Source organism: Micrococcus sp. GbtcB5, from assembly GCF_019091605.1.
In the GTDB taxonomy this organism is placed as follows: domain Bacteria; phylum Actinomycetota; class Actinomycetes; order Actinomycetales; family Micrococcaceae; genus Micrococcus; species Micrococcus luteus.
The window spans coordinates 1-24,457 of the sequence record NZ_JAGXJK010000027.1 but is presented as its reverse complement, the minus strand read 5'-3'; the positions used below and the strand labels follow the sequence as shown (position 1 = coordinate 24,457).

General features: G+C 73.1%; 21 protein-coding genes. 14 read left to right on the top strand and 7 right to left on the bottom strand.

The window, feature by feature from the left end; translation table 11 throughout:
• Positions 1-366: 366 nt before the first annotated feature.
• The 5 genes from KVS67_RS09760 (at position 367) to KVS67_RS09740 (ending at position 4,014) form a co-directional block, all read left to right on the top strand.
• Positions 367-1,584 (top strand): thiolase family protein, encoded by a 1,218-nt coding sequence (locus KVS67_RS09760; protein ID WP_063188650.1) that lies wholly within the window; start codon positions 367-369, stop codon positions 1,582-1,584.
• A 4-nt stretch (positions 1,585-1,588) separates the two neighbouring features.
• Entirely contained in the window at positions 1,589-2,374 is a 786-nt protein-coding gene (locus KVS67_RS09755) for an enoyl-CoA hydratase/isomerase family protein (protein WP_060973844.1), read from the top strand.
• A gap of 8 nt (positions 2,375-2,382) precedes the next feature.
• Positions 2,383-3,270, top strand: coding sequence for a 3-hydroxyacyl-CoA dehydrogenase family protein (locus tag KVS67_RS09750; protein ID WP_063188652.1), 888 nt, complete (start codon positions 2,383-2,385; stop codon positions 3,268-3,270).
• Positions 3,271-3,391: 121 nt separating this feature from the next.
• Positions 3,392-3,520 carry a hypothetical protein gene (locus KVS67_RS14295; RefSeq protein ID WP_255354980.1) on the top strand — a complete coding sequence of 43 codons (129 nt, stop codon included), beginning with the start codon at positions 3,392-3,394 and terminating at the stop codon, positions 3,518-3,520.
• Positions 3,520-4,014: an SRPBCC family protein gene (locus KVS67_RS09740; protein WP_061866834.1), complete on the top strand. Its 495-nt coding sequence runs from the start codon at positions 3,520-3,522 to the stop codon at positions 4,012-4,014. The genes KVS67_RS14295 and KVS67_RS09740 overlap by 1 nt, the downstream gene beginning before the upstream one ends.
• A 22-nt stretch (positions 4,015-4,036) precedes the next feature.
• Here KVS67_RS09740 and panD read toward each other — a convergent pair whose 3' ends face one another.
• Positions 4,037-4,474 (bottom strand): aspartate 1-decarboxylase, encoded by a 438-nt coding sequence (gene panD, locus KVS67_RS09735; RefSeq protein WP_010080090.1) that lies wholly within the window; start codon positions 4,472-4,474, stop codon positions 4,037-4,039.
• A gap of 183 nt (positions 4,475-4,657) precedes the next feature.
• Entirely contained in the window at positions 4,658-5,650 is a 993-nt protein-coding gene (locus KVS67_RS09730) for a DUF559 domain-containing protein (protein ID WP_041102582.1), read from the bottom strand.
• A 277-nt stretch (positions 5,651-5,927) separates the two neighbouring features.
• On the opposite strand from KVS67_RS09730, the gene paaZ reads away from it, so the two are divergent.
• The 3 genes from paaZ to KVS67_RS09715 all read left to right on the top strand — a co-directional run bounded on the left by paaZ (position 5,928) and on the right by KVS67_RS09715 (position 10,170).
• On the top strand, positions 5,928-8,048 hold the full coding sequence (gene paaZ / locus KVS67_RS09725; protein ID WP_036313917.1) for a phenylacetic acid degradation bifunctional protein PaaZ: 2,121 nt from the start codon (positions 5,928-5,930) through the stop codon (positions 8,046-8,048).
• A gap of 138 nt (positions 8,049-8,186) precedes the next feature.
• The gene (locus tag KVS67_RS09720) at positions 8,187-9,119 is read left to right on the top strand and encodes a 3-hydroxyacyl-CoA dehydrogenase (protein ID WP_036313915.1); all 933 of its coding nucleotides are present in this window, start codon (positions 8,187-8,189) and stop codon (positions 9,117-9,119) included.
• A gap of 115 nt (positions 9,120-9,234) precedes the next feature.
• Positions 9,235-10,170, top strand: a complete 936-nt coding sequence (locus KVS67_RS09715; protein WP_036313913.1) for a hypothetical protein — start codon at positions 9,235-9,237, stop codon at positions 10,168-10,170.
• Between the two features lie 13 nt (positions 10,171-10,183).
• On the opposite strand, the gene KVS67_RS09710 is transcribed toward KVS67_RS09715, so the two are convergent.
• From KVS67_RS09710 to KVS67_RS09700, 3 genes are all read right to left on the bottom strand, one after another.
• The gene (locus tag KVS67_RS09710) at positions 10,184-10,795 is read right to left on the bottom strand and encodes a TetR/AcrR family transcriptional regulator (RefSeq protein WP_036313911.1); all 612 of its coding nucleotides are present in this window, start codon (positions 10,793-10,795) and stop codon (positions 10,184-10,186) included.
• 95 nt (positions 10,796-10,890) lie between these two features.
• A complete protein-coding gene (locus KVS67_RS09705; RefSeq protein ID WP_036313909.1) occupies positions 10,891-12,240 on the bottom strand; it encodes a phenylacetate--CoA ligase family protein in 1,350 nt (449 codons plus the stop codon).
• 71 nt (positions 12,241-12,311) lie between these two features.
• The gene (locus tag KVS67_RS09700) at positions 12,312-12,728 is read right to left on the bottom strand and encodes a PaaI family thioesterase (protein WP_020624995.1); all 417 of its coding nucleotides are present in this window, start codon (positions 12,726-12,728) and stop codon (positions 12,312-12,314) included.
• A gap of 216 nt (positions 12,729-12,944) precedes the next feature.
• Between KVS67_RS09700 and KVS67_RS09695 the strand changes: the two genes are divergently transcribed.
• A complete protein-coding gene (locus KVS67_RS09695; protein ID WP_052520006.1) occupies positions 12,945-16,535 on the top strand; it encodes a bifunctional RecB family nuclease/DEAD/DEAH box helicase in 3,591 nt (1,196 codons plus the stop codon).
• Between the two features lies 1 nt (position 16,536).
• Here the strand turns inward: KVS67_RS09695 and KVS67_RS09690 are convergent, their stop codons facing one another.
• The gene (locus tag KVS67_RS09690; RefSeq protein ID WP_041102575.1) at positions 16,537-18,117 is read right to left on the bottom strand and encodes an AMP-binding protein; all 1,581 of its coding nucleotides are present in this window, start codon (positions 18,115-18,117) and stop codon (positions 16,537-16,539) included.
• Positions 18,118-18,258: 141 nt separating this feature from the next.
• Here KVS67_RS09690 and KVS67_RS09685 point away from each other — a divergent pair, with 141 nt between their 5' ends.
• The 5 genes from KVS67_RS09685 (at position 18,259) to KVS67_RS09665 (ending at position 24,012) form a co-directional block, all read left to right on the top strand.
• Complete coding sequence (locus KVS67_RS09685; protein ID WP_010080080.1) at positions 18,259-18,873, top strand: GNAT family N-acetyltransferase; 615 nt, start codon at positions 18,259-18,261, stop codon at positions 18,871-18,873.
• A gap of 58 nt (positions 18,874-18,931) precedes the next feature.
• Positions 18,932-20,371, top strand: a complete 1,440-nt coding sequence (purB, locus tag KVS67_RS09680) for an adenylosuccinate lyase (protein WP_041102571.1) — start codon at positions 18,932-18,934, stop codon at positions 20,369-20,371.
• A gap of 52 nt (positions 20,372-20,423) precedes the next feature.
• The gene (locus tag KVS67_RS09675; protein WP_256093404.1) at positions 20,424-21,302 is read left to right on the top strand and encodes a trimeric intracellular cation channel family protein; all 879 of its coding nucleotides are present in this window, start codon (positions 20,424-20,426) and stop codon (positions 21,300-21,302) included.
• Positions 21,303-21,374: 72 nt separating this feature from the next.
• Positions 21,375-22,388: a trimeric intracellular cation channel family protein gene (locus tag KVS67_RS09670; RefSeq protein ID WP_041102567.1), complete on the top strand. Its 1,014-nt coding sequence runs from the start codon at positions 21,375-21,377 to the stop codon at positions 22,386-22,388.
• Between the two features lie 67 nt (positions 22,389-22,455).
• Entirely contained in the window at positions 22,456-24,012 is a 1,557-nt protein-coding gene (locus tag KVS67_RS09665; RefSeq protein WP_041102565.1) for a DUF1846 domain-containing protein, read from the top strand.
• Between the two features lie 143 nt (positions 24,013-24,155).
• On the opposite strand, the gene KVS67_RS14410 is transcribed toward KVS67_RS09665, so the two are convergent.
• The gene (locus tag KVS67_RS14410) at positions 24,156-24,452 is read right to left on the bottom strand and encodes a DUF3427 domain-containing protein (RefSeq protein ID WP_368669048.1); all 297 of its coding nucleotides are present in this window, start codon (positions 24,450-24,452) and stop codon (positions 24,156-24,158) included.
• Between the last annotated feature and the right edge of the window lie 5 nt (positions 24,453-24,457).

Sequence of the window (24,457 nt, the reverse complement as noted above, 5' to 3'; positions counted from 1 at the left end):
CCACCGCCCCCCGCGCCGCCCTCCGCCGGCGGCACGCGCCCCCCCCCCCCCCCCCCCCGCGGGGGGGGGCCCCCCCCGGGGAGGGCCCCCCCCCCGCCGTGGGCGACCGGACCGGCGCCGAGGCCCGCAGACACGCCGCTACCTCGGGGACGTAACGGCGCGTCTGCGGGCCTCCGTGCGGGGTGCGCCGGGTCAGACGCTGATCGACGTGGCCTCGGCGCGGCCGCCCGGCTCCGTCTCCACCCCGTCACACCCCGCCCCCGCAGTTGACCCCCGTCACACCGGCCCGGGATACTGAACCTGAACGCACGGTCGGTAATTCGCCGCGCCCGCCCCGCCCCGTCGTCGCTCACCCAAGGAGTCTCCATGTCCGCACAGTCCCAGGCCCTGCTCGTCGGCGGTCGCCGCACGCCCGTCGGCAAGTACGGCGGCGCCCTCTCCTCCGTCCGCCCCGACGACCTCGCCGCCCTGACCATCAAGGCCGTGATCGAGGACGCCGGCATCGACCCGTCGGTCGTGGACGACGTCATCCTCGGCAACGCCAACGGCGCCGGCGAGGAGAACCGCAACGTCGCCCGCATGGCCTGGCTGCTGGCCGGCTTCCCGGACACCGTCCCGGGCATCACCGTGAACCGCCTCTGCGCCTCCGGCATGTCCGCGATCGGCATCGCCACCGCGATGGTGCGCTCCGGGATGGCCGACGTCGTCGTGGCCGGAGGCGTGGAGTCCATGTCCCGCGCCCCCTGGGTGATGGAGAAGCCGACGACGGCGTTCGCCAAGCCCGGTGCGGCCTTCGACACCGCGATCGGCTGGCGCTTCGTGAACCCGCGCTTCGCGGACGGCGAGTTCGGGGAGAAGTTCACCTTCTCCATGCCGGAGACCGCCGAGGAGGTCGGCGAGGTGGACGGCATCACCCGCGAGGACGCCGACGCCTTCGCCGCCCGCTCACACGAGCGCGCGCTGGCCGCCATCGGGGCCGGCCGCTTCGCGGACGAGATCGTGCCCGTCGTCGTCACGGGCCGCAAGGGCGCGGAGACGATCGTGGACACGGACGAGGGCCCCCGCCCCGGCTCCACCCCCGAGGTGCTCGCCGGCCTGCGCCCGATCATCAAGAAGGACGGCGTGGTCACCGCCGGCAACTCCTCCTCCCTCAACGACGGCGCCTCGGCGATCCTCGTCGTCTCCGAGCGGGCCGCGCAGAAGTACGGCCTGACCCCGCGGGCCCGCGTCGTCGAGTCCACCTCGGCGGGCCTGGCCCCCGAGATCATGGGCCTGGGCCCCGTCCCGGCCACCGAGAAGGCCCTCGCGCGCTCCGGCTGGTCCGTGGCGGACCTGGGCGCCGTCGAGCTCAACGAGGCCTTCGCCACCCAGTCCCTGGCCTCGATGCGGCGCCTCGGCCTGGACCCGGAGACCGTCAACGCCGACGGCGGCGCGATCGCCCTGGGCCATCCGCTGGGCTCCTCGGGGTCGCGTCTCGTGGTCACGCTGCTCGGTCGGATGGAGCGCGAGGGCGCGGACAGGGGCCTGGCCACGATGTGCGTGGGCGTGGGCCAGGGCTCCGCGATGCTCGTCGAGAGGGTCTGAGCAGATGACCGACTTCAGCCACTTCTCGGCGCTGCACGTCGAGGAGCGCGAGGACCGCGTCCACGCGCGCATGGACCGCCCGGGCGTGCGCAACGCGATCGACCAGACCATGGTCGACGAGTTCCACGAGCTCTGCGCCCACCTCGAACGCGAGCCGAAGATCCTGATCATCTCGGGCACGCAGGTGGAGTCGAAGTGCGAGCCGGGGACGTTCTCCGGCATCTTCGCCTCCGGCGCGGACATCGGACAGCTGCGCGAGCGCCGCCGCGACGACGCCCTGCGCGGCGTGAACTCGCAGGTCTTCGACCGCATCCACCGGCTGCCCATGCCCGTGATCGCAGCGATCGACGGCTTCGCCCTCGGCGGCGGCGCGGAACTGGCCTACGCGGCCGACTTCCGCATCGCCACCCCGGCGCTGAAGATGGGCCAGCCCGAGACGAGTCTGGGGATCACCGCCGCTGCGGGCGCCCAGTGGCGGCTCAAGGAGCTGGTGGGCGAGCCGGTGGCCCTCGAGCTGCTGCTCGCCGGACGGATCCTGGACGCGCAGGAGGCCCTCGAGCTCAAGCTCGTCACCGAGCTGCACGAGCCGGAGGCCCTCCTCGACGCCGCCGACGCCCTCGCCGACCGCATCGCGCAGCAGGACCCGCTGGCGGTGCGGCTGTCCAAGCGCGTCTTCCACCTCCCCCGCGAGGCCCACCCCCACGTGGACGAGATCGCGCAGGCCATCCTGTTCGAGTCCGAGGCCAAGTTCGAGCGCATGCAGGCGTTCCTCGACCGCAAGAAGAAGTGAGGACTGACATGACCGATCAGCAGCACACCCCTGATGCCGCGCCGTCCTCCGTGCCCGCCGTCGTCGGCGTCCTCGGCGGCGGCCGGATGGGTGGCGGCATCGCCCACGCGTTCCTCGTCTCCGGCTCGTCCGAGGTGGTCGTCGTCGAGCGCGACCCGCGGTCGGCCGAGGCCGCCAGGGAGCGCATCGAGGCCGACCTGGCCGCCTCCCTGGACCGCGGCAAGATCGACGGCGACCTGGACGAGTGGGCGCAGCGCCTGACCGTCACCGTGGACCGCGCCGACTTCGCCCGCTGCGACCTCGTGGTCGAGGCCGTGTTCGAGGACATGCAGGTGAAGATCGAGGCGCTCACCGACGTCGAGGCCCACCTGCGCGAGGACGCCTGGCTGGCCAGCAACACCTCCTCCCTCTCCATCGACGAGATCGCCACGCACCTGCAGCGCCCCGAACGCTTCTGCGGCCTGCACTACTTCAACCCGGTGCCCGCCTCGAAGCTCGTGGAGGTCGTGATCGGCGAGCAGACCGGTGCGGAGCTCCAGGCCCTGTCCACCGAGTGGGTCCGCGGGCTCGGCAAGACCCCCGTCGTCGTCAAGAACGCCCCGGGCTTCGCCTCGTCGCGCCTGGGCGTGGCGATCGCGCTCGAGGCCATCCGCATGGTCGAGGAGGGCGTGGCCTCCCCCGAGGACATCGACGCCGCCATGGTGCTCGGCTACAAGTTCCCGGTCGGCCCGCTGGCCCTGACCGACATCGTGGGCCTGGACGTGCGCCTGGGCATCGCGGAGTACCTCGAGTCCCAGCTGGGTGAGCGCTTCGCCCCGCCGCAGCTCATGCGAGACATGGTGGCCCGCGGCGAGCTCGGCCGGAAGTCCGGCAAGGGCTTCTTCGACTACCGCTGAGCCCCCGGGGCGAGCGCTTTCGAACGTGAGATAGGCCCTATCTCCCGTTCGAAAGCGCCCATTCCCCCGATATCACGTTCGAAAGTGCGGGGGCGGGGCGGGCGCGGCTAACGTGGCGGGCATGGACGAGCCCACGCTGCTGCGCACGGCCCTGCCCGTGGCGAACACGCCCGGCCATCACCTGGACCAGCGGCTCTGGCTCCCCCGCACCCGGCGCCCCGTGGACCCCGAGACCTTCGGCCGGGCCTGATGTCGGTCGACCGCCCCTTCCGCTTCACCCACCGCTGGGCCGTCCCCGCGGACGCCCGGTCCGTGCTGGCCCTGCTCGCCGACCCGGCCGGCTACCCACGCTGGTGGCCGGCCGTCCCGCGCGCCCGTCGCCTGGGCCCCGACCGCGCCGCCGTCCGGCTGCGGGGGTTCGTGCCGGTGCGTCTGACGATGGAGCGTCTCATCGACGACCGTGCCCGCGGCCTTCTGGTCGCGCGCCTGAGCGGGGACCTGACGGGCACCGTGCGGGTCACCGTCCACGACGACGGCGCCCCGGCCGGACACGCGCCGCGCTGCGTCGTGGCGTGGGAGCAGGAGGTGGTGCTGACCTCGCCGTGGATGCGCGCTGTGTCCCACGTGCCGGGCGCCCGCACCGCGATGGGCCTCAGCCACGCGGCCGCGATGCGCTCCGCGCGTCGAGCGCTCGGGGCGAAGGCCGTGCCGACCGCTGATCCCGCTCGAAGGGCTCGTCCATGACGGCCCGGCGCCCCAGGCCGGCTCAGAGCTCGGCCTGCGCCTCGTTCCACTCGCGGGACAGCGGCGGGCGGGAGAGGCCGTCGAGGAGGCCGTCGGCGGGGTCGATGCCGAGCTCCACGATCCTGTTGTCCGCGTCCACGTGGACGACCTTGGGCTGGAAGTGGCGGGCCTCGTCGTCGTCCATCTGCCCGTAGGCGATGAGGATGACGATGTCCCCCGGATGCACCAGGTGGGCGGCGGCGCCGTTGATGCCGAGCACGCCGGAGCCCCGCTCGCCCGCGATGGTGTAGGTCTCCAGTCGCGCGCCGTTGGTGACGTCCACGATGGACACGAGCTCGCCGGGGAGGATGTCCGCGGCGTCCAGCAGGTCCTGGTCCACGGTCACGGAGCCCACGTAGTGCAGGTCCGCCTGGGTCACGGTGGCCCGGTGGATCTTGGCGTGGAACATGGTGCGCAGCATGCGGCAGAACTCTCCGGATGAGGGGGTGGGTCGGGTCCGAGAGGACCGGTGCTCGATTCTACGCCGGTCCGGAGACGAGGGGCAGGGGCCGACGCCGGCCCGAGGCTCCCGCCCCTCTCGTCGAGGCCCGCAGACACGCCGCTACGCCCTGGCGGTAGCGGCGTGTCTGCAGGCCTGGGCGGGTCAGATCCACGACGGCGGCACTCGGCCCGGCGGGGTCCGCGCAGCCACCAGGCCCCGCAGCTGCCGCACGAACAGCTCCCAGTGCCCTGGCCGGAACACGTCGGCGGTCACCCGGATCACCTCCCACCCCTCCGCGCGCAGGGCCGCGTCCCGCTCGCGGTCCTCACGCCACTGCCGGCGATCCGTGCGGTGCTGATCGCCGTCGTACTCGACCGCCACCTTGGCCTCCGCCCACACCAGATCCACGCGGAGCCGCTGTCCCGTGGCGAGGCGGATGCACGGGTTCACTGCGGGCTCGGGGACGCCGTCCAGGACGAGCCGCGCCCGCAGTCGGCTCTCCTGCGGCGAGTCGGCTCCGGGGCGGACGAGCTCCAGCGCCTCCCGGGCCGCGCGGATCCCGCGCACCCGTCCGCGTTCCTCGACGGCGGCGCGCAGCTCGGCCACGTCCGTCACCCCGGGAGGCAGCCGACGGCGGCGGGCCTCCGTCGGGGCGGTCCGCACCATGCTGTCCCCCAGCGCGACGAGATGGTCGAGCGGCCCGGCCTGCGCGGCGAGGTCCACGAAGATCCACCCCGGTGCGGTCACGCGCACCCCGTCCACGATCCGCACCGGTGCGTCGGCGCGGAGGCGGTGTGAGCGGACCCCGGCCCGGCTCGACGCGGTGCCGTGGCCGCGCGGGGTCGCGACGTGCACGGACCGGTCGGCGGCGAGCGGCCCGGTCAGCCACAGGCCGAGCACCCTGGCGGCCGTGACGTGGCTGAACACGCCCTCGGGGTGCAGATCCTGCAGTGCCCGCAGATGGTCCATGGGGTCCGGTTCGACGCCGCGCAGGCCCCAGAGCCCCCAGCCGAGGGAGACCACGTCCCCGCGCCGCAGCCGGGCCGCGCTCACCCCCGTCTCGCGCGCGGCCGGGGTCGAGAACACGGTCGGAGCGCGGAGGAGGCCGTCCAGTCCGCAGCGCATCGGAGGCAGGGGCGCGGGCGAGCGGGGCATGGGCCGAGCGTGCCCGATCCGGGCGGGCCGCCGTCGTCGTCCGCCGGGATCTGTGGACGACGCCCCGCCGAGGCCCGCAGACACGCCGCTACGTCCTGGCGGTAGCGGCGTGTCTGCGGGCCCGGGCGCCACGGCTTGCGCGGCGAAGCCCTCTCCACGACGACGACGTCACCGGCCCGGCTCCCCCTCCCGCGTGATCCACGTCTCGGCTAGGGTGAGGACCAATAACCGACCGATCGGTCGGGACCCGTCCGTGCCCCCGACACCAGGAGACCTCGTGACCGTCACCGCCCCCTCCCTCCCGGAGATCCTCCCCAGCTACGTCGCCGGCAGCTGGTGGACGCCGTCGCACCCGTCCAAGGTCACCGACGTGACGGACGCGAACACCGGCGCGCGCCTGACCGGCGTCTCCACCGACGGCCTCGACACGGCCGCCGCCATCGAGCACGCCCGCACCGTCGGCCAGCAGGCCCTGGGCGAGCTGACCATCCACGAGCGCGCCCTCAAGCTCAAGGAGCTCGCGCTCTTTCTGAACTCCCGCGTCCAGGAGCTCTACGACGTCTCCTTCGCCACCGGCGCCACGCAGCGCGACCACGCCTTCGACGTCGACGGCGGCATCGGCACCCTCTTCACGTTCTCCGGCAAGGGCCGCCGCGAGCTACCGAACTCCACCGTGATCATCGACGGCGACGTGGAGCCCCTCTCCCGCGACGGCTCCTTCATCGGCGAGCACATCTACCAGCGCATCCCGGGCGTGGCCGTGCAGATCAACGCGTTCAACTTCCCCGTGTGGGGCATGCTCGAGAAGTTCGCCCCGGCCTTCGTCGCCGGCGTGCCCACCGTGGTCAAGCCGGCCACCCCCACCGGCTACGTCACGCAGAAGTGCGTCGAGCTGATGCTCGAGTCCGGCGTGCTGCCCGAGGGCTCGATCCAGCTGATCTCCGGCTCCGCCCGCGACCTGCTGGACCACCTGGACTACCGCGACCACGTCGCGTTCACCGGCTCCGCCGCCACCGCGGCCACGCTGAAGAAGCACCCGAACGTGCAGGAGGGCGGCGTCCGCTTCACCGCGGAGACCGACTCCCTCAACGCCGCCATCCTCGGCCCGGACGCGGACCCGGAGTCCCCCGAGTTCGAGGCGTTCGTGAAGGTCGTCTTCCAGGAGATGACGGTCAAGGCCGGACAGAAGTGCACCGCCATCCGCCGGGTGATCGTCCCGCAGGATCGGGTCGAGGCCGTGACCGCCGCCCTCACCGAGCGCCTGGCCGCGAAGGTCGTCCTGGGCGACCCGCGCGTCGAGGGCACCACCATGGGCGCCCTGGCCTCGAAGGACCAGCAGGGCGAGGTCCGCGGCGCGGTGCAGCGCCTGGTCGACGCCGGCGGTCAGGTCCGCCTCGGCGGCCCCGAGGGCTCGACCGGTGACGCCGACGCCGAGTCCGGCGCGTTCTTCGCCCCCACGGTGCTCACCTTCGAGGACGCACGCACCCCCGAGGTGCACAGCGTCGAGGCGTTCGGTCCGGTCACCTCGGTGATCGGCTACACGGACGTGGCCGACGCCGTGGCCCTGGCCGCCCTGGGCTCGGGGTCGCTCGTGGCCACGGTCGCCACGAACGACGGTGAGACCGCCCGCGCGTTCGCCGCCGGGATCGGCGCCCACCACGGCCGCGTGCACGTCCTGAACCGCCAGACCGCCGCGACCACCACGGGCCATGGCGCCCCCGTGCCGGTGCTGATCCACGGCGGCCCCGGCCGCGCCGGCGGCGGCGAGGAGCTCGGCGGGGTCCGCGCCGTGAAGCACTACATGCAGCGCACGGCGATCCAGGGCTCCCCGGACATGCTCACGGCCATCACCGGCGTGTGGCATCAGGGCGCCGCGGCCCACACGGTGACCCGCGAGGACGTGGAGGCCGGCACGGCCGTGCACCCGTTCTACAAGTCCCTGGCCGAGCTGACGGTGGGCGACCAGTTCGCCTCCGGCCTGCGCACCATCACCCTGGAGGACATCACCGCCTTCGCGGAGGAGACCGGGGACAGGTTCTACGCCCACACGGACGAGGAGGCCGCCATGGCCAACCCGTTCTTCCCGCGCCGCGTCGCCCACGGCTACCTGCTGGTCTCGTGGGCCGCGGGGCTGTTCGTGGCCCCGGATCCGGGCCCGGTGCTGGCCAACTACGGCCTGGAGAACCTGCGCTTCATCACGCCGGTGACCTACGACGACGCCATCCGCGTGACCCTGACGGCCAAGCGCATCACCCCGCGCGTGAGCGACGAGTACGGCGAGGTGGCCTGGGACTGCCGGATCCACAACCAGAAGGACGAGCTCTGCGCCCAGTACGACGTGCTGACGCTCGTGGCCAAGACCTGGCCGATGGCCCCGTCCGAGACCTCCCAGGGCTGAGCCCCCCTGCTTCGACGGGCCGTCCCGTGCGCCCGCTGCGCGCCGGGCGGCCCGTCGTCGTCCCCGGGAACAAGGAGCGTGCCCGGGACGTTCACCTGTACGTCCCATTCGGACCGCGAGAGAAGAAGGTCGACATATATGTCCGAGTTCACCCGTTTTGATCAGGTCACCGTGCTGGGCACCGGTGTGCTGGGTTCGCAGATCATCATGCAGGCGGCGTACCACGGCAAGAAGGTGATGGCCTACGACGCCGTCCCCGCCGCCCTCGAGGGGATCGAGCGCCGCTGGGCGTGGATCCGCCAGGGCTATGAGGCAGACCTCGGGGAGGGCTACGACCCGCAGCGCTTCGACGAGGCCATCGCCCGCATCACGCCGACCTCGGACCTCGGCGAGGCCCTGGCGGATGCGGACATCGTGATCGAGGCCGTCCCGGAGAACCTGGAGCTCAAGCGCAAGGTGTGGGCCCAGGTGGGCGAGCTCGCCCCCGCCACGACCCTGTTCGCCACGAACACCTCCTCCCTGCTGCCCTCGGACTTCGCCGACGCCAGCGGCCATCCGGAGCGCTTCCTGGCCCTGCACTACGCCAACCGCATCTGGGCGCAGAACACCGCCGAGGTCATGGGCACCGCCGCCACCTCGCCGGAGGCCGTCGCGGGAGCCCTGCAGTTCGCCGAGGAGACCGGCATGGTCCCCGTGCACGTGCGCAAGGAGATCCCGGGCTACTTCCTCAACTCCCTGCTCATCCCGTGGCTGCAGGCCGGCTCCAAGCTGTACATGCACGGAGTGGGCAACCCGGCGGACATCGACCGCACCTGGCGCGTGGCCACCGGCAACGAGCGCGGCCCGTTCCAGACCTATGACATCGTGGGCTTCCACGTGGCCGCCAACGTCTCCCGCAACACGGGCGTCGACTGGCAGCTCGGCTTCGCTGAGCTGCTCGAGAAGAGCATCGCCGAGGGCCACAGCGGCGTGGCCGACGGCCAGGGGTTCTACCGCTACGGGCCGGACGGGGAGAACCTCGGCCCGGTGGAGGACTGGAACCTGGGCGACAAGGACACCCCGCTCGGCTGACCTCCTCCGCTGACGGATCAGGGGCCGTCCGGTGCGCACCACGCATCGGGCGGCCCCGTTGCGTGCCCCCGCCGCTTCCTTGTGGCATCCGTCACAGCGCACGTAGAGTCGGGCCATGACGACCTCCCGACTCCCCCTGCTCGGCGCCCTCGCCGTGGGCGCGCTCGCCCTCGCCGGGTGCGCGGGCGGCGGCGGCGCGGAGCCCTCCTCCCCCGCCCCCTCGTCGGCGTCGTCCACGACGACGGCGGCCTCGTCCGCCCCCACGTCGCCCGCGGCCAGCAGCTCCACGGAGAGCACGGGCGCGGCGGAGAGCACGGCCGGCGCCTCCGCCTCGGGCAGCCTGTCCCTCGAGATGCCCCCCGCGCTGGACGGGCAGCGGACCCTGGCCGTGCAGGCCGCCGTCCAACGGGCCGCGGGGCCGGGGTCCGAGGTGGGGCTGAGCGCCGCCTCGCCGCTGGAGCGGCAGACGGAGCTGCGCCAGCGGGCCGCCGGCCTGGAGCAGGCGGTCGACGCCGGTGCGAGCCCGGCTTCCACCCGCAGCGCGGAACAGCAGGCCTGCCTGGACGCCACCCGCTCCGATCTGGAGCGGGACGCCGAGGCCGGGGCGGCGGACCTGGGGCTCACGGCCCAGCCGGAGACGGCCGCCACGACCGGCGGCGGGCCCACCACGACACCGGCGCCCTCCTTCACGGCGTCCCCCGACGCCGAGGTCACTCCGCTCGGCGTGCGCGTCACCGTGTACCCCACGGAGGAGGCCGCCCGCGCCGCCCTGGAGGACGCCCGAGCGGCGGCGCAGGCCTGCACCGGGGTGGACCTGGCCGGGCTCGACGTGGAGAGCGTGACGCGGACCGAGCACGAGGGCGGCACCGCGTACACGGCGCTCCCGGCCCCCGGGGGGTCCGTCTACTCCCACCTCACTGCCGTGCAGGACGGCGCCCGCACCGTGGCCGTGGCCCAGGCCGACGCGGACGGCGGGGTGCCCGCGGACGCCGAGGACCGTGCGGCCTCAATCGTGGCCGACGTGCTCGCCGCGCTCGACGGCGAGGGCTGAGGACAGCGGGCCCTCAGCCCCGCAGACCCCCGAGCACCACGCCCGTGACGGCGTCGATCATCTGGTCCGGTCCCTGCTGGCCGGGAACGCCGCGATCCGGCCGGTACCAGTCGACGATCGAGTTGATCATGCCGAGCGCGAGGCGGGCGAGGTTGCGCGGGGTCACGTCGGAGCGCACCGCACCCGCGGCCTGGGCGGCCTCGAGCAGGTCACCGAAGCGCCGGGTGATCTCGCGCCGGCGCTCGACGGCGGCCACCTCGACCGCCGAGTTCCCGCGCAGGCGCAGCAGCAGGGTCACCTCGGGCTGCTTCTCCGCCAGCACCCCGAGCGTGCCGCGGATGGCCGCCTCGACCTGCGCGCCGGCATCGGCCCCGCTGGCCACCACATCGTCCAGGCACGCCTCGAGGGCGTCGAGCGCCTCCGTCACCGCGTGGTCGAGGATCGCCTCCTTGGACTCCACATGGTGGTAGATCGCGGACTTGGAGATGCCCAGGTGGGCGGCGAGCATGCCCATGGACGTCGCCTCGTAGCCGTGCCGGTTGAAGAGCTCGACGCACTCGGCCAGCAGCGTCTGCCGGTCATAGCCGGGCCGGCCGCGGCGCGGGGTGGGGCTGCTCTGGGGCACGGGGCTCCTTCAGGGGCGGGCGGACGCCGACGACGACGGCGCACCGGTCCACTCTACCGGGCACGCCGGCGTCGGGTTCGGCCGCGGGGTCGGGATCAGGCCTGGTCGCGCAGGTCGTAGATCCGCTTGAGCTTGCCGGAGGAGCGGGCCAGGGACTCCGGCTCCACCACGTTGATCACGCACGAGGAGCCGATCTTCGTCTTGATCTCCATGCGCAGGTGCGCCGCGCAGGCCTGGGCCTCCTCGAGGGACGCATGATCACGGCGCTCGATGTTCACGGCCATCTGGTCCATACGGTCCGGGCGGGTGATCTCGAGGGTGAAGTGCGGCGACAGGGCCGGCTCCTTGAGGGCCAGCTCCTCGATCTGCGACGGGAACAGGTTCACGCCGCGCAGGATGATCATGTCGTCCGAGCGGCCGGTGATGCGGCCCATGCGGCGGTGGCCCGGGTGCGTGGTGCCCGGCAGCAGGCGGGTGAGGTCGTGGGTGCGGTACCGGATGATCGGCAGCGCCTGCTTGGTGAGCGAGGTGAAGACGAGCTCGCCGTGGCGGCCGGTCTCGAGGACCTCGTCCGTGAGCGGGTCGATGATCTCGGGGCGGAAGTGGTCCTCCCAGATGTGGGAGCCGTCCTTGGTGGCCGCGGACTCGCCGGCCACGCCCGGGCCCATGACCTCGGAGAGGCCGTAGATGTCCAGGGCGTCGAGGTCGAAGGTCTGCTCGATCTCGCGGCGCATCTCCTCGGTCCACGGCTCGGCGCCGAGGATCGCGACCTCGAGGGAGGACTCGCGGGGGTCCAGGCCGAGCTTCTTGAAGCCGTCCGCGATGGTCAGCAGGTAGGTGGGTGTGGAGAGGATGGCGCGCGGCTGGAAGTCGGTGATCAGCTGCACCTGCTTCTCCGTCTGCCCGCCGGACATCGGGATCACGGCCGCCCCGATGCGCTCGGCACCGTAGTGGGCGCCGAGGCCGCCGGTGAACAGGCCGTAGCCGTACGCGTTGTGCACGCGGTCACCGGGGCGGATGCCGCCGGCGCGGAAGCAGCGGGCGACGAGGGTGGCCCACGTGGCCAGGTCGTCGTCGGTGTAGCCGACCACGGTGGGCTGGCCGGTGGTGCCGGAGGAGGCGTGGATGCGACGCAGCTCGGGGCCCGTGGCGGCGAAGGCGCCGAACGGGTAGCTCTTCCGCAGGAACTCCTTGTCCGTGTACGGGAACTTGGCGAGGTCCCCGAGCTCCGTGAAGTCCGAGGGGTGGACGCCGTGCGCGTCGAAGTGCTCCCGGTACGCGGGCACGTTCTCGTAGGCGTGGTGCAGGGTCCAGCGGAGGCGTTCGAACTGGAGCGCCTCGATCTGGTCCCGGCTCATCGTCTCCTCGGGGTCCGGGGCCCCGCGGTCGGCGGGGGCGGGCAGGGGTGCCGGCGTGTACGGGTTGGGGATCGAGGCCTCAAGCATGGCGTTCTCCTGGGGATGCGGGGTCGGGCGGCGGTCGACGACGGCGGCGCATCGGCGGGTGCGCCCGTCGGTCAGCGTCCGGGGGCGGGGATGGTGCGGGAGCGGCCGCGGAAGGCGGCCACCGGGGTGCCGTCGTCGGTGGTGACGGTGATGTCGTAGACGGCCGAGCGGCCGGCGGCGGCGACCAGGCGGCCCTCCGCGACGAGGGTCTGCCCGGCGCGGGTGGCCGCGAGGAAGTTGACGTCCACGCCGGAGGCCACGGTGAGGGTGGAGCCGTCCGAGGCGGGGTCGTTGCAGGTCAGCGCGAAGCACGTGTCCGCGAACGCGAAGACGGCGCCGCCGTGGGCCAGGCCGAAGCCATTGTGCTGGTCCTCGGTGAGCGTCATCCGGATGCGCGCGTGGTCCTTCTCGGCGGCCTCGAGGGTGACGCCGAGCCACCGTGCCACGCGGTCCTCCGCGAGCATGGGGTGGTGGGCGGTCTCGGTCATGGGCGGGCCTCCCTGCCGGCACGGGCGCGCCGGCGCGGCGGCGCAGAGAATTACTGAACGATCATTAGGTAACTCCCTGGATGTGACTCACGTCAAGTCCGGTCCGGTGTGTGACGCTCGCCGCCCCCGCCGTCATGCCGTGGGAGCGGGGCACACCGGGGGACCTGTGCGCGGGCCCTGCCCATCGCGTCCGCGACTCCTGTCTAGGGTGACGGCATGGTGACCTTCGCGCCGGACCGCGCCTCCTTCATGCTCAGCCCCTCGGACATCACCGCCGCCGCCACGTGCACCTACGGGTGGCTGCGCGGGACGGTGGACCCCGCGCTCGGGCGCGCCCCGCGGATCGGCGTGGCGGACGCGTTCCTCGAGCGGGTCTCCCGCCTCGGGGACGAGCACGAGTCCCGCGTGCTCGCGCGACTCGAGGCGGAGCACGGCGCAGACCAGGTGGTCCGGCTCACCCGCCCGGAGCGCTACACACCCGAGGGCGTGCAGGCCGCCCGCGAGCGCACCGCGGCGGCGTTGGCCGCGCGCCCCGCCGTCGTGTTCCAGGGGATGCTGCACGACGGCGCGTTCGGCGGTCTGGCCGACTTCCTCGTGCTCCGCACGGACGAGGAGCACCCCGAGGGCGCGTACGAGGTGGTGGACACGAAGCTGGCCCGGCATGCACGGGTGACGGCGCTGCTGCAGATCGCCGCGTACGCAGACCTGCTGGACGGCATGGGCGTGCCGCGGGCGCGGCAGGGCAGCCTGTGGCTCGGGGACGGTTCCCGGCACGTCGCGGACCTGGACGAGGTGATCCCGGTGTACCGGCACCAGCGAGCCCGGCTGGAGGCGCTGCTGCAGGATCACGTGGCCGCCGGGGAGCCCACCCGCTGGGGCGACGACCGCCTGAGCGTCTGCGGCGCATGCGAGGCGTGCGAGGAGGCCGTCGCCGAGCACCGGGACGTGCTGCTCACGGCGGGGGCCACGCGGTTGCAGCGCACCCGGCTGCGCGAGGCCGGCATCACGACCATCGAGCAGCTCGCGGCGTCCGTCGCACCGCCGGAGGGCATGGCCCGCCGCACGTGGGAGGCGCTGCGGGAACAGGCGGCGATCCAGCTGGAGCCGGCCGGGGCGGACGGGCTGCCGCCGCATCGGATCGTGGACCCGCGCGCCGTGGCGGGGCTACCCGTGCCGGACGCCGGAGACGTCTTCTTCGACTTCGAGGGGGACCCGCTGTGGGTCTCCGCGGACGGGAGCATGGAGGGCCTCGAGTATCTGTGGGGCTGGGTCGAGGCGCCGGGCGGGGACACCGCGCGCACCGCCTCGGCCGACTTCCGGTTCACGGGCCTGTGGGCGGACACCCGTGCCGCCGAGCGGGCGGCGCTCGAGCGGTTCGTGGCGTTCGTGGAGGCGCGGCGCGCGGCCCACCCGGGGATGCGGATCTACCACTACGCCGCGTACGAGGTCACCGCGCTGAAGCGCCTGACCGTGCGCCACGGCGTGGGCGAGCGCGAGCTGGACGACTGGCTGCGCGCGGGGCTGTTCGTGGACCTCTACTCCACGGTCCGCGCCGCCCTGCGGGCCGGTGTGCCGAGCTACTCCATCAAGAAGCTGGAGCCCCTCTACATGGGGGTGGAGCACCGGGCGGAGGACGGCGTCACGACGGCGGCGGACAGCGTCACCGAGTACCACCGGTACGTCGCCGCGCTGGAGGCCGGAGACACCGAGGTCGCGCGGGCGATCCGCGCCGACATCGAGGACTACAACCGGTACGACTGCGTCTCCACGGCGCGGCTGCGGGACTGGCTGCTGGAGCAGGTGGGGCGCACCGCCGAGCACGGCGCCACGGCACCCCGGCCCGACGACGATGAGCACCTCGTCGAGCCCGCCCCCGCCTTGGAGGGCGAGGACGCGCGCCTGGAGGCGGACCTCCTGGGCCTCCTGCCCACCGCGGACGACGCGGACGCCGTCCTGGACGACGAGCAGCGCGGCGTGGCCCTGCTCGCCGCCGGGCTGGGCTTCTACCAGCGCGAGGACAAACCCGTGTGGTGGGCCTTCTTCGACCGCGGCATCTCCCCGCCGGATGAGTGGCAGGACGCCCGCGCCAACGTCGTGGCGGACCGCGTGGACGTGGCCGAGGACTGGCACCGACCCAAGGGCGCTCGGACCTTCCAGCGGGTGCTGCGGATGACCGGCACCCTGGAGCCGGGGAGCTCGCTGCAGCCCGGAGCCGAGGCCATCACGGTGTACGAGGACGTCCCGGCGGACCGCCGCGACCTCCTCCAACCCAACGCGGTGCGCTGGGTCGGTGCCAAGGCCGTCGTGGAGGACGTCGAGGACCGCCCGGACGGCAGCTCCGTGGTGCTGCTGCGGGAGAAGATCCCCACGCAGGACGTGGAGCAGCATTCGGAGCTGCCCATGGCGGCGTTCGCCCACACGGTGGTGAACACGGACAAGCTCAAGGAGCGCCTGCGCGAGCGCGCCCGGACCGCGGTGCAGGCCGGCGGTCTGCCGGGATCGGGAGGCGACGCCGCCGCCCCGTCCACGGCCGCCTTCGACATCCTGGCGCGCCGCCCCCCGGCGACCGCCGGCCGCCCCCTGGCGGCCATCTCCACCGAGCTGCGCGAGGGCGACTCCGCGCCCGCTCCCGCCCGCCAGGGCTGGGAGGCGCTCGTGGAGGCGCTCGAGTCCGCGCGGGGCTCCTACGTCGCCGTCCAGGGCCCTCCCGGGACGGGCAAGACCCACGTGGGGAGCCACGCCGTGAAGGCCCTGCTCGAACGCGGGTGGAGCGTGGGCGTCACGGCCCAGTCCCACGCCGTGGTGGAGAACTTCCTGGGCAAGCTCGTGTCCATCGGGGTGCCGAAGAAACAGGTGCTCAAGGCGGAGAAGCGCGGCAAGGACGCGCCCGAGCGCCCCTGGGCCACGGTGTCGGACGCCAAGCCGTACATCGGCCTCCCCGGCCACGTCGTCGGCGGCACCGCCTGGACCTTCGCGCACGAGGACGTGCAGGAGTTCGACCTCCTGGTGATCGACGAGGCCGGGCAATTCTCCCTGGCGCACACCCTCGCCGCGGCGGCCATGGCCCGCACTGTGCTCCTGCTCGGCGACCCCCAGCAGCTGCCGCAGGTCACCAAGGGGACCCACCCCCAGCCGATTGGCGAGGCCGCGCTGAGCTGGCTGGCCGCCGACGAGCCGGTGCTGCGCGCAGACCGCGGCTTCTTCCTGGACACCTCCTGGCGTATGCACTCCGCGCTGACGGAGGCCGTCTCCACGCTCTCCTACGCCGGCGAGCTCGGCGCGAAGGAGGACGTCACGGACGCCCGCCGGCTCGACGGCGTGGAGCCCGGGCTGCACCCGTGGCCGGTCTCCCACACGGGCAACGCGGTGTCCTCGCCGGAGGAGGCCGCGGCCGTCGTCGAGATCGTCCGGTCACTGCTCGGCCGCACCTGGTCCACCGGCCCGGACGACCCCGGCCGGCCGCTCGAGCCGTCCGACGTGATCGTGGTGGCCCCGTACAACGCGCAGGTCGCCACGGTCCGGGAGGCGCTCGACGCCGCCGGTCTCGAGGGCACCACCGTCGGCACCGTGGACAAGTTCCAGGGCCGGGAGGCCGCCGTCGCGATCCTGACGATGGCGGCGTCCTCACCGCAGGAGGTGCCGCGCGGGCTGGACTTCCTCCTGAACCGTAACCGGCTCAACGTGTCGATCTCGCGCGGGCAGTGGGCCGCCTACCTCGTCCACTCCCCCGCCCTCGCGGACGCGCTGCCCACCCGCCCCGAGGACCTGCCGATGATCGGCGCGTTCCTGCGGCTCGTGCACCGTTGAGTCAGCCGGCGGCGCCCTGGCGCAGCAGGAACCGCTGCAGCTTGCCGGAGGGGGTCTTGGGCAGCCGGTCCACGAAGTGCACCCGGCGCGGGTAGGCGTGCTTGGAGTACTCGTCGCGGACCTTGGCCTGCAGCTCGGCCGCCAGGGCGTCCGGGTCCGCGACGGCCCCGGCGGGCACCACGAACGCCACGACCTCCTCGCCCCGCACCCCCTCCGGGTCCGGCAGGCCGACGACGGCGACCTCCTGCACCCGCGGGTGGTCGATGAGCACGGACTCCACGTCGAACGGGCCGATCCGGTAGCCGGCGGCGAGGATCACGTCGTCGTCCCGGGAGGAGAAGAAGAACCAGCCGTCGTCGTCCTGCCGGGCGGTGTCCCCGGTCAGGTACCAGCGCCCGTCCGGGGTGAAACGCTCCGCGGTCTTCTCCGGCTCCCCGAGGTAGCCGGGGAACCAGAACAGGGGCGAGGCCGCGTCGATCGCGATCTGCCCGTCCCGGATCTCGGCGGCGATCCCCGGCAGGGGCACACCCATCGAACCCGGGCGGGGCGGCGCGGCCAGCTCGGGGTGCGCGAGGGTGCAGATGACCATGCCCAGCTCGGTCTGGCCGTAGTGGTCGCGGATCTCCGTGCCGAGGGCCGCCCGGCCCCACTCGAGCACGGACGGCGGCAGCGGCTCCCCCGCCGTGGACACGCGCCGCAGCCGCAGCGGGGCGTCCTCGGTGACCTCCCCGGCCTTGGCCAGCGCGCGGAACATCGTGGGGGCGCCGGCGAGGTTCGTGACGTCCTGCGAGCTGATCACCTCGACCATGGTCGCCGGGGAGAAGGCGCCGCGGTACTGCACCGAGGTCGCCCCGAGCACCAGCGTGCCGACGATCCCGTAGTACAGCCCGTACGCCCAGCCGTGGTCGGCCGCGTTCCAGAACAGGTCCTCGGGGCGCAGGTCCACCGCGCACGTGAGGTAGACGGCGAACGCGGCGGCCGCGCGCAGCGGCACAGGCACCCCCTTGGGGCGGCCGGTGGTGCCGGAGGTGAACAGCAGGGCGATCGGCCCGTCCCCGCCGACGGCGACGTCCTCGGCCAGCGGCGCGGAGTCCGCGAGCGCGTCCCACTCCGGGCCGGTGCGGATGATCTCGATGCCGGGGATGTCCGTGAGCTTCTCGGCCTGACGGGGTTCGGCGACGACAAGCCGCGCCGCCGCGCCCTCGATGCGCATCCGGGCGGCGCCCGCGGCGAACGCGGTGAACAGCGGCACGTGCACAGCGCCGAGCCGCCACAGGGCCAGCAGCGTGATGACGAGCTCCTCCCGTTTGGACATCATCACGGGGACCCGGTCGCCGCGCGTGACGCCGCGGGCGGCGAGGCCGGTGGCGAGGCGGCGCGAGCGGTCGGCCAGCTCGCCGAAGGTGAGGTCGACGGCGGACATGTCCTCCGCCACGAACCGGAACGCCACCGCGTCGGCCGGCCAGCGGTCGCAGAGCAGGTGGGCGGCGCAGGCGTCCGGGGTCTCGACGTCGGCGACCCACCCGGCCATCAGCCGGTCGATCGTCCCGGCCTCGTGGGCCTGCCCGGTCCGTTCCGTCATCTCGGTCTCCTCATCCCTCTCGGCATGCCGACGCCGGGCGACGGCGACGTCAGCCACGGTAGGTCCACCGCGCCCCGGGCCACCGGGCGCGTCCGCATGTTGCACTCGCCACCCCGTCGCGGCTGAGGGCAGGATGGCGCCATGACTGATCTCGATCCCGCCACCCCTCGCCCCTCAGGGACGCGCGCGGACGCCCCGCCCCGGACCGACGTCGCGCTGCGCCCGGTGGCCGCCGACGACGCCGACTTCCTGTGGACCTGGATCCACGGCGCCGAGGACCCCGAGTGGAAGTCGTGGGACGCCCCCTACTTCCACGCCGCGGACACGGCCGCCCCGCCGAGCCGCGCGGACTTCGACGCCGACCACGCGCGCCGGCGCGTCGGCGACCCTGACGTCCGGGTCGTCACGGTGGACGGCACCCCCGTCGGTCTCGTGACCCGCACGGAGCAGCATCCGGCGGGCGCGGGCTGGTGGGAGCTCGGCATCCTGTTGTTCGACCCGACCACGTGGGGCCGCGGCGTCGGGCGGGCGGCGCTCACGCTGTGGTCGGACGCGTCGTTCGCGGAGACGGACGCGCACCTGCTGAGCCTGGTCACGTGGTCCGGCAACGCGCGGATGATCGCGTCGGCGGTCCGCGTCGGGTACACCGAGGTCGCCCGCATCCCCGAGGCGCGCTCCTGGGAGGGCCGGCGATGGGACTCGGTGCAACTCGCGGTGCTGCGGCGAGACTGGTGGCCGGCGTCGACGGACGGCTGAGGACGGACCCGGCCCTCGCCTTCGTCGGGCGTCCGCGGCGCCTGCCAGAATGGGGGCCATGACCTCGCAGCCCGCGCCCGCGTCCACCGCCCACCGCCGTCCCCTCGCCGAGGCCGGCATCGCCCTCGGCCCCCTGGACGGCCGCTACCGTGCGGCGGTGGAGCCGCTCGTGGAGCACCTGTCCGAGGCGGCGCTGAACCGCAACCGCATCCACGTGGAGGTCGAGTGGTTCATCCACCTGGCCGAGCACCGCGTGCTGCCGGGTCTCGAGCCGCTCACGGCCGAGCAGCAGGCGGGCCTGCGGGCGATCGTCACGGACTTCGACGCGGAGTCCGTGGCCGAGCTGGCGGCTACCGAGAAGGTCACGGTGCACGACGTGAAGGCCGTCGAGTACTTCATCGCCGACCGCCTCGAGGGGCTGGGCCTGGGTCGGCTGAAGCCGCTCGTGCACTTCGCGTGCACCTCCGAGGACATCAACAACCTGGCCTACGCGGTGGGCGTGCGCGACGCCGTCGAGCAGGTCTGGCTGCCGGCCGCCCGCGCCGCCGTGGCCACCGTCTCCGCGATGGCCGCCGAGGCCGCCGAGACCCCCATGCTCTCCCGCACGCACGGCCAGCCGGCCACGCCCACCACGCTGGGCAAGGAGATGGCCGTGTTCGTGCACCGTCTGACCCGTCAGACCCGGCGCATCGCCGGCCAGGAGTACCTGGGCAAGATCAACGGCGCCACCGGCACCTACGCCGCCCACCTCGCCGCCGCCCCGGACGCGGACTGGCCGGCCCTGTCCCGGTCCTTCGTGGAACACCTCGGCCTCACCTGGAACCCGCTGACCACCCAGATCGAGTCCCACGACTGGCAGGCGGAGCTGTACGCCGACGTCGCGCGCTTCAACCGGATCCTCCACGGCTTCTGCGTGGACGTATGGAGCTACATCTCCATCGGCTACTTCGCGCAGATCCCCGTGGCCGGCGCGACCGGCTCCTCCACGATGCCGCACAAGGTGAACCCGATCCGCTTCGAGAACGCGGAGGCCAACCTCGAGCTCTCCTGCGCCCTGCTCGACTCGCTGGGCGCCACCCTCGTGGAGTCCCGTTGGCAGCGCGACCTCACGGACTCGACGTCGCAGCGCAACATCGGCGTGGCCCTCGGCCACTCAGTGCTCGCCCTGACCAACGTCACCAAGGGCATGGGCCAGCTCCAGGTGGCCGATCCCGTGCTGGCCGAGGACCTCGACACGAACTGGGAGGTGCTCGGCGAGGCCGTCCAGACCGTGATGCGCGCCGAGGCGATCGCCGGCGTCGAGGGCATGGACAACCCCTACGAGCGCCTCAAGGAGCTGACCCGCGGCCACCGCGTGGACGGTGCGCGCATGCGCGAGTTCGTGCAGGGCCTCGGCCTGTCCGAGGGCGCTCAGGCGCGCCTGCTGGAGCTGACCCCGGCCGGGTACACCGGCGTGGCGTCGGAGCTGGCCAAGGAGTTCGGGCCGGCGCAGGACTGACCCGGGCCGCCTGACGGGGGACGATGGGCGGGTGCTGCTTCCACTTCTCCCCGTGTGGCTGCTGTCCGCCGCCCCCAAGGACCCCGCCGAACTCGAACGGGACGTGCCCGAGCCGATCGACGCCCACGGCGAGCTCGCCGACGCGGTCACCGCGGCGATCACCGCCGTGGACCTCGTGGGCGTGTTCTTCTTCGCGATCTCGGGTGCCGTCCTCGCCGTGCGCAAGGGCTACGACATCGTCGGCTCCCTGCTGCTGGCCCTCATGGTGGGCACGGGCGGCGGCGTCGTCCGGGACCTCGTGGTCGGCCGGGACGTGCCCGCGGCCTTCGACAACCCCTGGTACCTGATCCTGCCGGCGGTCGCGTCGCTAGCGGTGTTCCTCCGGATCTTCGACGGCGAGCGCGGCCACCACGCCGTCATGGCCTTCGACGCCATCGGCCTGGCCGTGTACTGCGTGGTGGGCACGCGCATCGCCCTGCTCGCCGGCCTGAGCCCGGTCGCCGCCGCAGTGCTGGGCCTGGTGACCGCCGTCGGCGGCGGCATCCTGCGCGACGTCGTCGCCGGGGAACCGCCCGCCGTGTTCGGCGGGCGCGGCTGGTACGCGCTGCCGGCCATCCTCGGCGCGGGCACGACGGCGGCCCTCGGCCAGGCGGAGGTCCTGAACCCGCTGACCTCGGCGGCGGTGATGGTGCTCGTGCTCGTGCTGCGCGTGGTGTCGCTGCGCAGGGAGTGGCTCGCCCCGGGGGCCGAGATCTCGGGGGAGACCCAGCGCCAGCGCATGGATCCGCATGACGAGCCGCCCGTGCCGGACATCCGCGACCGCAAGGGCAGGGACGGGCCGCCCGCCGCCCCCGGCGAGGACGGCCCCCCGGCGAACGAGGAGACACCCGGCGCCGACGAAGACGTCACACCTCGGGGGACACCCGGGTGAACAAACGAGCCACTGCGCGGGCCGCACGGGACAATGGCCGGTGAATCCCCGGACCCAACGGAAGGAGCCGCCGTGGACGTGCAGCAGTTCTTCGCCACCCTCACCGACGTCCCGTGGCTGCTCACGACCCTGGACCTGATCGGGATCTTCTTCTTCGCCACCTCGGGGGCGCTGCTGGCGGCCCGCAAGCAGTTCGACCTGGTGGGCTCGATGGCGCTGTCCCTGCTGGCGGGCCTGGGCGGCGGCTTCACACGGGACATCCTGCTGGACCGGGGTCTGCCCGCGTCCCTGGAGAACCCGGTCTATCTGGCCCCGCCCCTGCTGGTGTCCCTGCTCGTGTACGTCAAGGTGATCCACCCGAATCGCCTGAACCTGACCATCACCCTGTTCGACGCCGCCGGTCTCGCCCTGTTCACGGTGTCCGGCGTGCTGCTGGCGCACTCGATGGGCGTGCACCCGGTGTCCACGGTGGTGATCGCGATGGTCACGGCGCTGGGCGGCGGCGTGCTGCGGGACATCGTCGCCAACGAGGTCCCGTCCATCTTCGACCCCCGCGGCGTCTACGTCCTCCCCACGTTCCTGGGCGCGGTGCTGGCGACCGTGGTGGCCATGAACGGCGCGCTCAACGGGTACACCGGCTTCCTCATCGCGTTCCTGATCTTCGCGGTGCGGATGATCGCCTACCGCTACCAGTGGCGGTTCTTCGGCGCGGAGATCTCCCAGGACAAGGAGTCCCTCGAACGTCTGCGGCGCCTGGCCACGCAGGCGCAGGAGGCGGCCGCCCGCCGGGTGGAGCGCACCCTCGAGCGCCGGCTGCGCTCCCCCGGCGCCCCCGCCTTCCCCGACGACGACACGCACGGGTCCTACGGCCCGCGGCAGGAGTACGAGGACCAGGTGCGGGTGGACGACTACGACCCGCAGACCCAGACGATCACCGTCGTCGACCCCGCCTCACACCAGCAGGTGCGCCTGGACCGCGGCACCGGCGTCATGGACGTCACCGACCTGCGCACCGGGCGCACGCGCAGCTTCGACGACCCCGAGCACGACTGGATCGCGGACGACCCGGCGGACCCGAGGGACTGAGGGATGCGGTGAGCCCGACGCCGGGCCGCGCACGCGCACCCCGCGGACGGGTCTATGCTGAGAGTCCATGACCGGCACGCATGAGACCGCCCGCCCCGCCAGCACGACCACGGAGGCCGCGGCCTCCGGCCCCCTCCACCGCGTCGGATTCGACCGCGCGAAGTACATCGAACTCCAGTCCCAGCACATCCAGGAACGCCGCCGCCAGATCGGCGGGAAGCTGTACCTGGAGATGGGCGGCAAGCTCTTCGACGACCTGCACGCCTCCCGCGTCCTGCCCGGCTTCACCCCGGACAACAAGATCGCGATGCTGGACCGCATCAAGGACGAGACCGAGATCCTGGTGTGCTTCAACGCCAAGGACCTCGGGCGGAACAAGGTCCGCGCGGACCTGGGCATCACGTACGAGGACGACGTCCTGCGCCTCGTGGACGTGTTCCGGGAGCGCGGGTTCCTGGTGGAGCACGTGGTGGTCACGCAGCTGGAGGACGCCAACCACCGTGCACTGGCGTTCCTCGAGAAGCTCGAGCGCCTCGGCCTGAAGGTGGCCCGCCACCGCGTGATCCCCGGCTACCCGCACGCCATGTCCACGATCGTCTCGGAGCAGGGCTTCGGTGCCAACGAGTGGTCCGAGACCACGCGGGACCTCGTCGTCGTGACGGCCCCCGGCCCGGGCTCCGGCAAGCTGGCGACGTGCCTGAGCCAGGTGTACAACGATCGGCAGCGGGGCATCCCGGCCGGCTACGCGAAGTTCGAGACGTTCCCCATCTGGAACCTGCCGCTCGAGCACCCGGTGAACGCCGCCTACGAGGCCGCCACCGTGGACCTGGACGACATCAACCTGATCGACCCGTTCCACCTGGCCGAGTACGGCGAGCGGGTGACGAGCTACAACCGCGACGTCGAGGTGTTCCCGCTGCTGTCCGCGCTGCTGGAGAAGGTCACGGGCACCACCCCGTACAAGTCCCCCACGGACATGGGCGTGAACATGGCCGGCGCGGCGATCGTGGACGACGAGGTGTGCCAGGAGGCCGCAAAGCAGGAGATCATCCGGCGCTACTACAAGGCTCAGGTCAACGAGGCCCTGGAGGGCGCGGACGACACCGAGTCCGAGCGCGTGGCCCTGGTGATGTCCAAGCTGGGGCTGAGCTCGGAGGACCGCCCGGTGGTGGGTGCCGCGCAGCTGGTGGCCGAGCGCACCGGCGAGCCCGGCGCGGCCGTGCAGCTGGCGGACGGGACCCTGGTGACCGGCAAGACCTCGGAGCTGCTGGGCTGCTCCGCCGCGGTGCTGCTCAACGCCCTCAAGGTGCTGGCCGGCATCGAGGACGACGTGCACCTGCTCTCCCCCGCCTCGATCGAGCCGATCCAGACGCTCAAGACCGTGCACCTGGGCTCCAAGAACCCGCGGCTGCACACGGACGAGGTGCTGATCGCGCTGTCCGTGTCCGCGGCGACCGACGAGAACGCGAAGGCGGCCGTCGAGCAGCTGGCCAGCCTCGAGGGCTGCGACGTGCACACGACGACGATCCTCGGCTCCGTGGACGAGGGCATCTTCCGGTCCCTGGGGATGCTCGTGACGAGCGAGCCGAAGTTCCAGAAGAAGGGGCTGTACCGGAAGCGGTGACGGTGGGCCCGGATCTCGAACGCCTCCGTTTGAGATCCGGGCGACTCCCGGGCCGTTTCCGTTCGGGATCCGGACACCTCCGGAAAACTCGCGCCCGCGCCTATCGCGCACGACGACCGTCACACTCGACGCCCACTCCCTCCCTAGCTAGCGGCCCTCGCTTCCTGGTACGCCGAGGTAGGCATCTCGCGATCCAGTGCCCAAGTGATCTGCATCGGCCGTTCTGTGCCCGACCAATCCGCGAACTGCACCGTTCCCAGACACAGATAGGCAGCACCCTCTCCAATCGCATCCCTACCCGACCCTCGAACAAACATTAGGGTGTGCGACTCGCCGTGCTCCTTGCTGAGGTAGCGCTGGCCCGTGGGGGAGCGAGCGGTCGTGACGTCCTGACTCTCACAGTGGAATGCGGACCGGCTGACGGCAAAGTCGCGGTACATCGTGC

Excerpts from the sequence above, each read along its gene's own strand:
- KVS67_RS09740 (WP_061866834.1), top strand. The coding sequence starts at position 3,520 with ATGTCGGTCGACCGCCCCTTCCGCTTCACCCACCGCTGGGCCGTCCCC.
- panD (WP_010080090.1), bottom strand. The coding sequence starts at position 4,474 with ATGCTGCGCACCATGTTCCACGCCAAGATCCACCGGGCCACCGTGACC.
- purB (WP_041102571.1), top strand. The coding sequence starts at position 18,932 with ATGACCTCGCAGCCCGCGCCCGCGTCCACCGCCCACCGCCGTCCCCTC.
- KVS67_RS09690 (WP_041102575.1), bottom strand. The coding sequence starts at position 18,117 with ATGACGGAACGGACCGGGCAGGCCCACGAGGCCGGGACGATCGACCGG.
- KVS67_RS09700 (WP_020624995.1), bottom strand. The coding sequence starts at position 12,728 with ATGACCGAGACCGCCCACCACCCCATGCTCGCGGAGGACCGCGTGGCA.
- KVS67_RS09755 (WP_060973844.1), top strand. The coding sequence starts at position 1,589 with ATGACCGACTTCAGCCACTTCTCGGCGCTGCACGTCGAGGAGCGCGAG.
- KVS67_RS09730 (WP_041102582.1), bottom strand. The coding sequence starts at position 5,650 with ATGCCCCGCTCGCCCGCGCCCCTGCCTCCGATGCGCTGCGGACTGGAC.
- KVS67_RS09685 (WP_010080080.1), top strand. The coding sequence starts at position 18,259 with ATGACTGATCTCGATCCCGCCACCCCTCGCCCCTCAGGGACGCGCGCG.
- KVS67_RS09665 (WP_041102565.1), top strand. The coding sequence starts at position 22,456 with ATGACCGGCACGCATGAGACCGCCCGCCCCGCCAGCACGACCACGGAG.
- KVS67_RS09750 (WP_063188652.1), top strand. The coding sequence starts at position 2,383 with ATGACCGATCAGCAGCACACCCCTGATGCCGCGCCGTCCTCCGTGCCC.
- KVS67_RS09705 (WP_036313909.1), bottom strand. The coding sequence starts at position 12,240 with ATGCTTGAGGCCTCGATCCCCAACCCGTACACGCCGGCACCCCTGCCC.
- KVS67_RS09695 (WP_052520006.1), top strand. The coding sequence starts at position 12,945 with ATGGTGACCTTCGCGCCGGACCGCGCCTCCTTCATGCTCAGCCCCTCG.
- KVS67_RS09715 (WP_036313913.1), top strand. The coding sequence starts at position 9,235 with ATGACGACCTCCCGACTCCCCCTGCTCGGCGCCCTCGCCGTGGGCGCG.
- KVS67_RS14410 (WP_368669048.1), bottom strand. The coding sequence starts at position 24,452 with ATGTACCGCGACTTTGCCGTCAGCCGGTCCGCATTCCACTGTGAGAGT.
- KVS67_RS09760 (WP_063188650.1), top strand. The coding sequence starts at position 367 with ATGTCCGCACAGTCCCAGGCCCTGCTCGTCGGCGGTCGCCGCACGCCC.
- KVS67_RS09720 (WP_036313915.1), top strand. The coding sequence starts at position 8,187 with ATGTCCGAGTTCACCCGTTTTGATCAGGTCACCGTGCTGGGCACCGGT.
- KVS67_RS14295 (WP_255354980.1), top strand. The coding sequence starts at position 3,392 with ATGGACGAGCCCACGCTGCTGCGCACGGCCCTGCCCGTGGCGAACACG.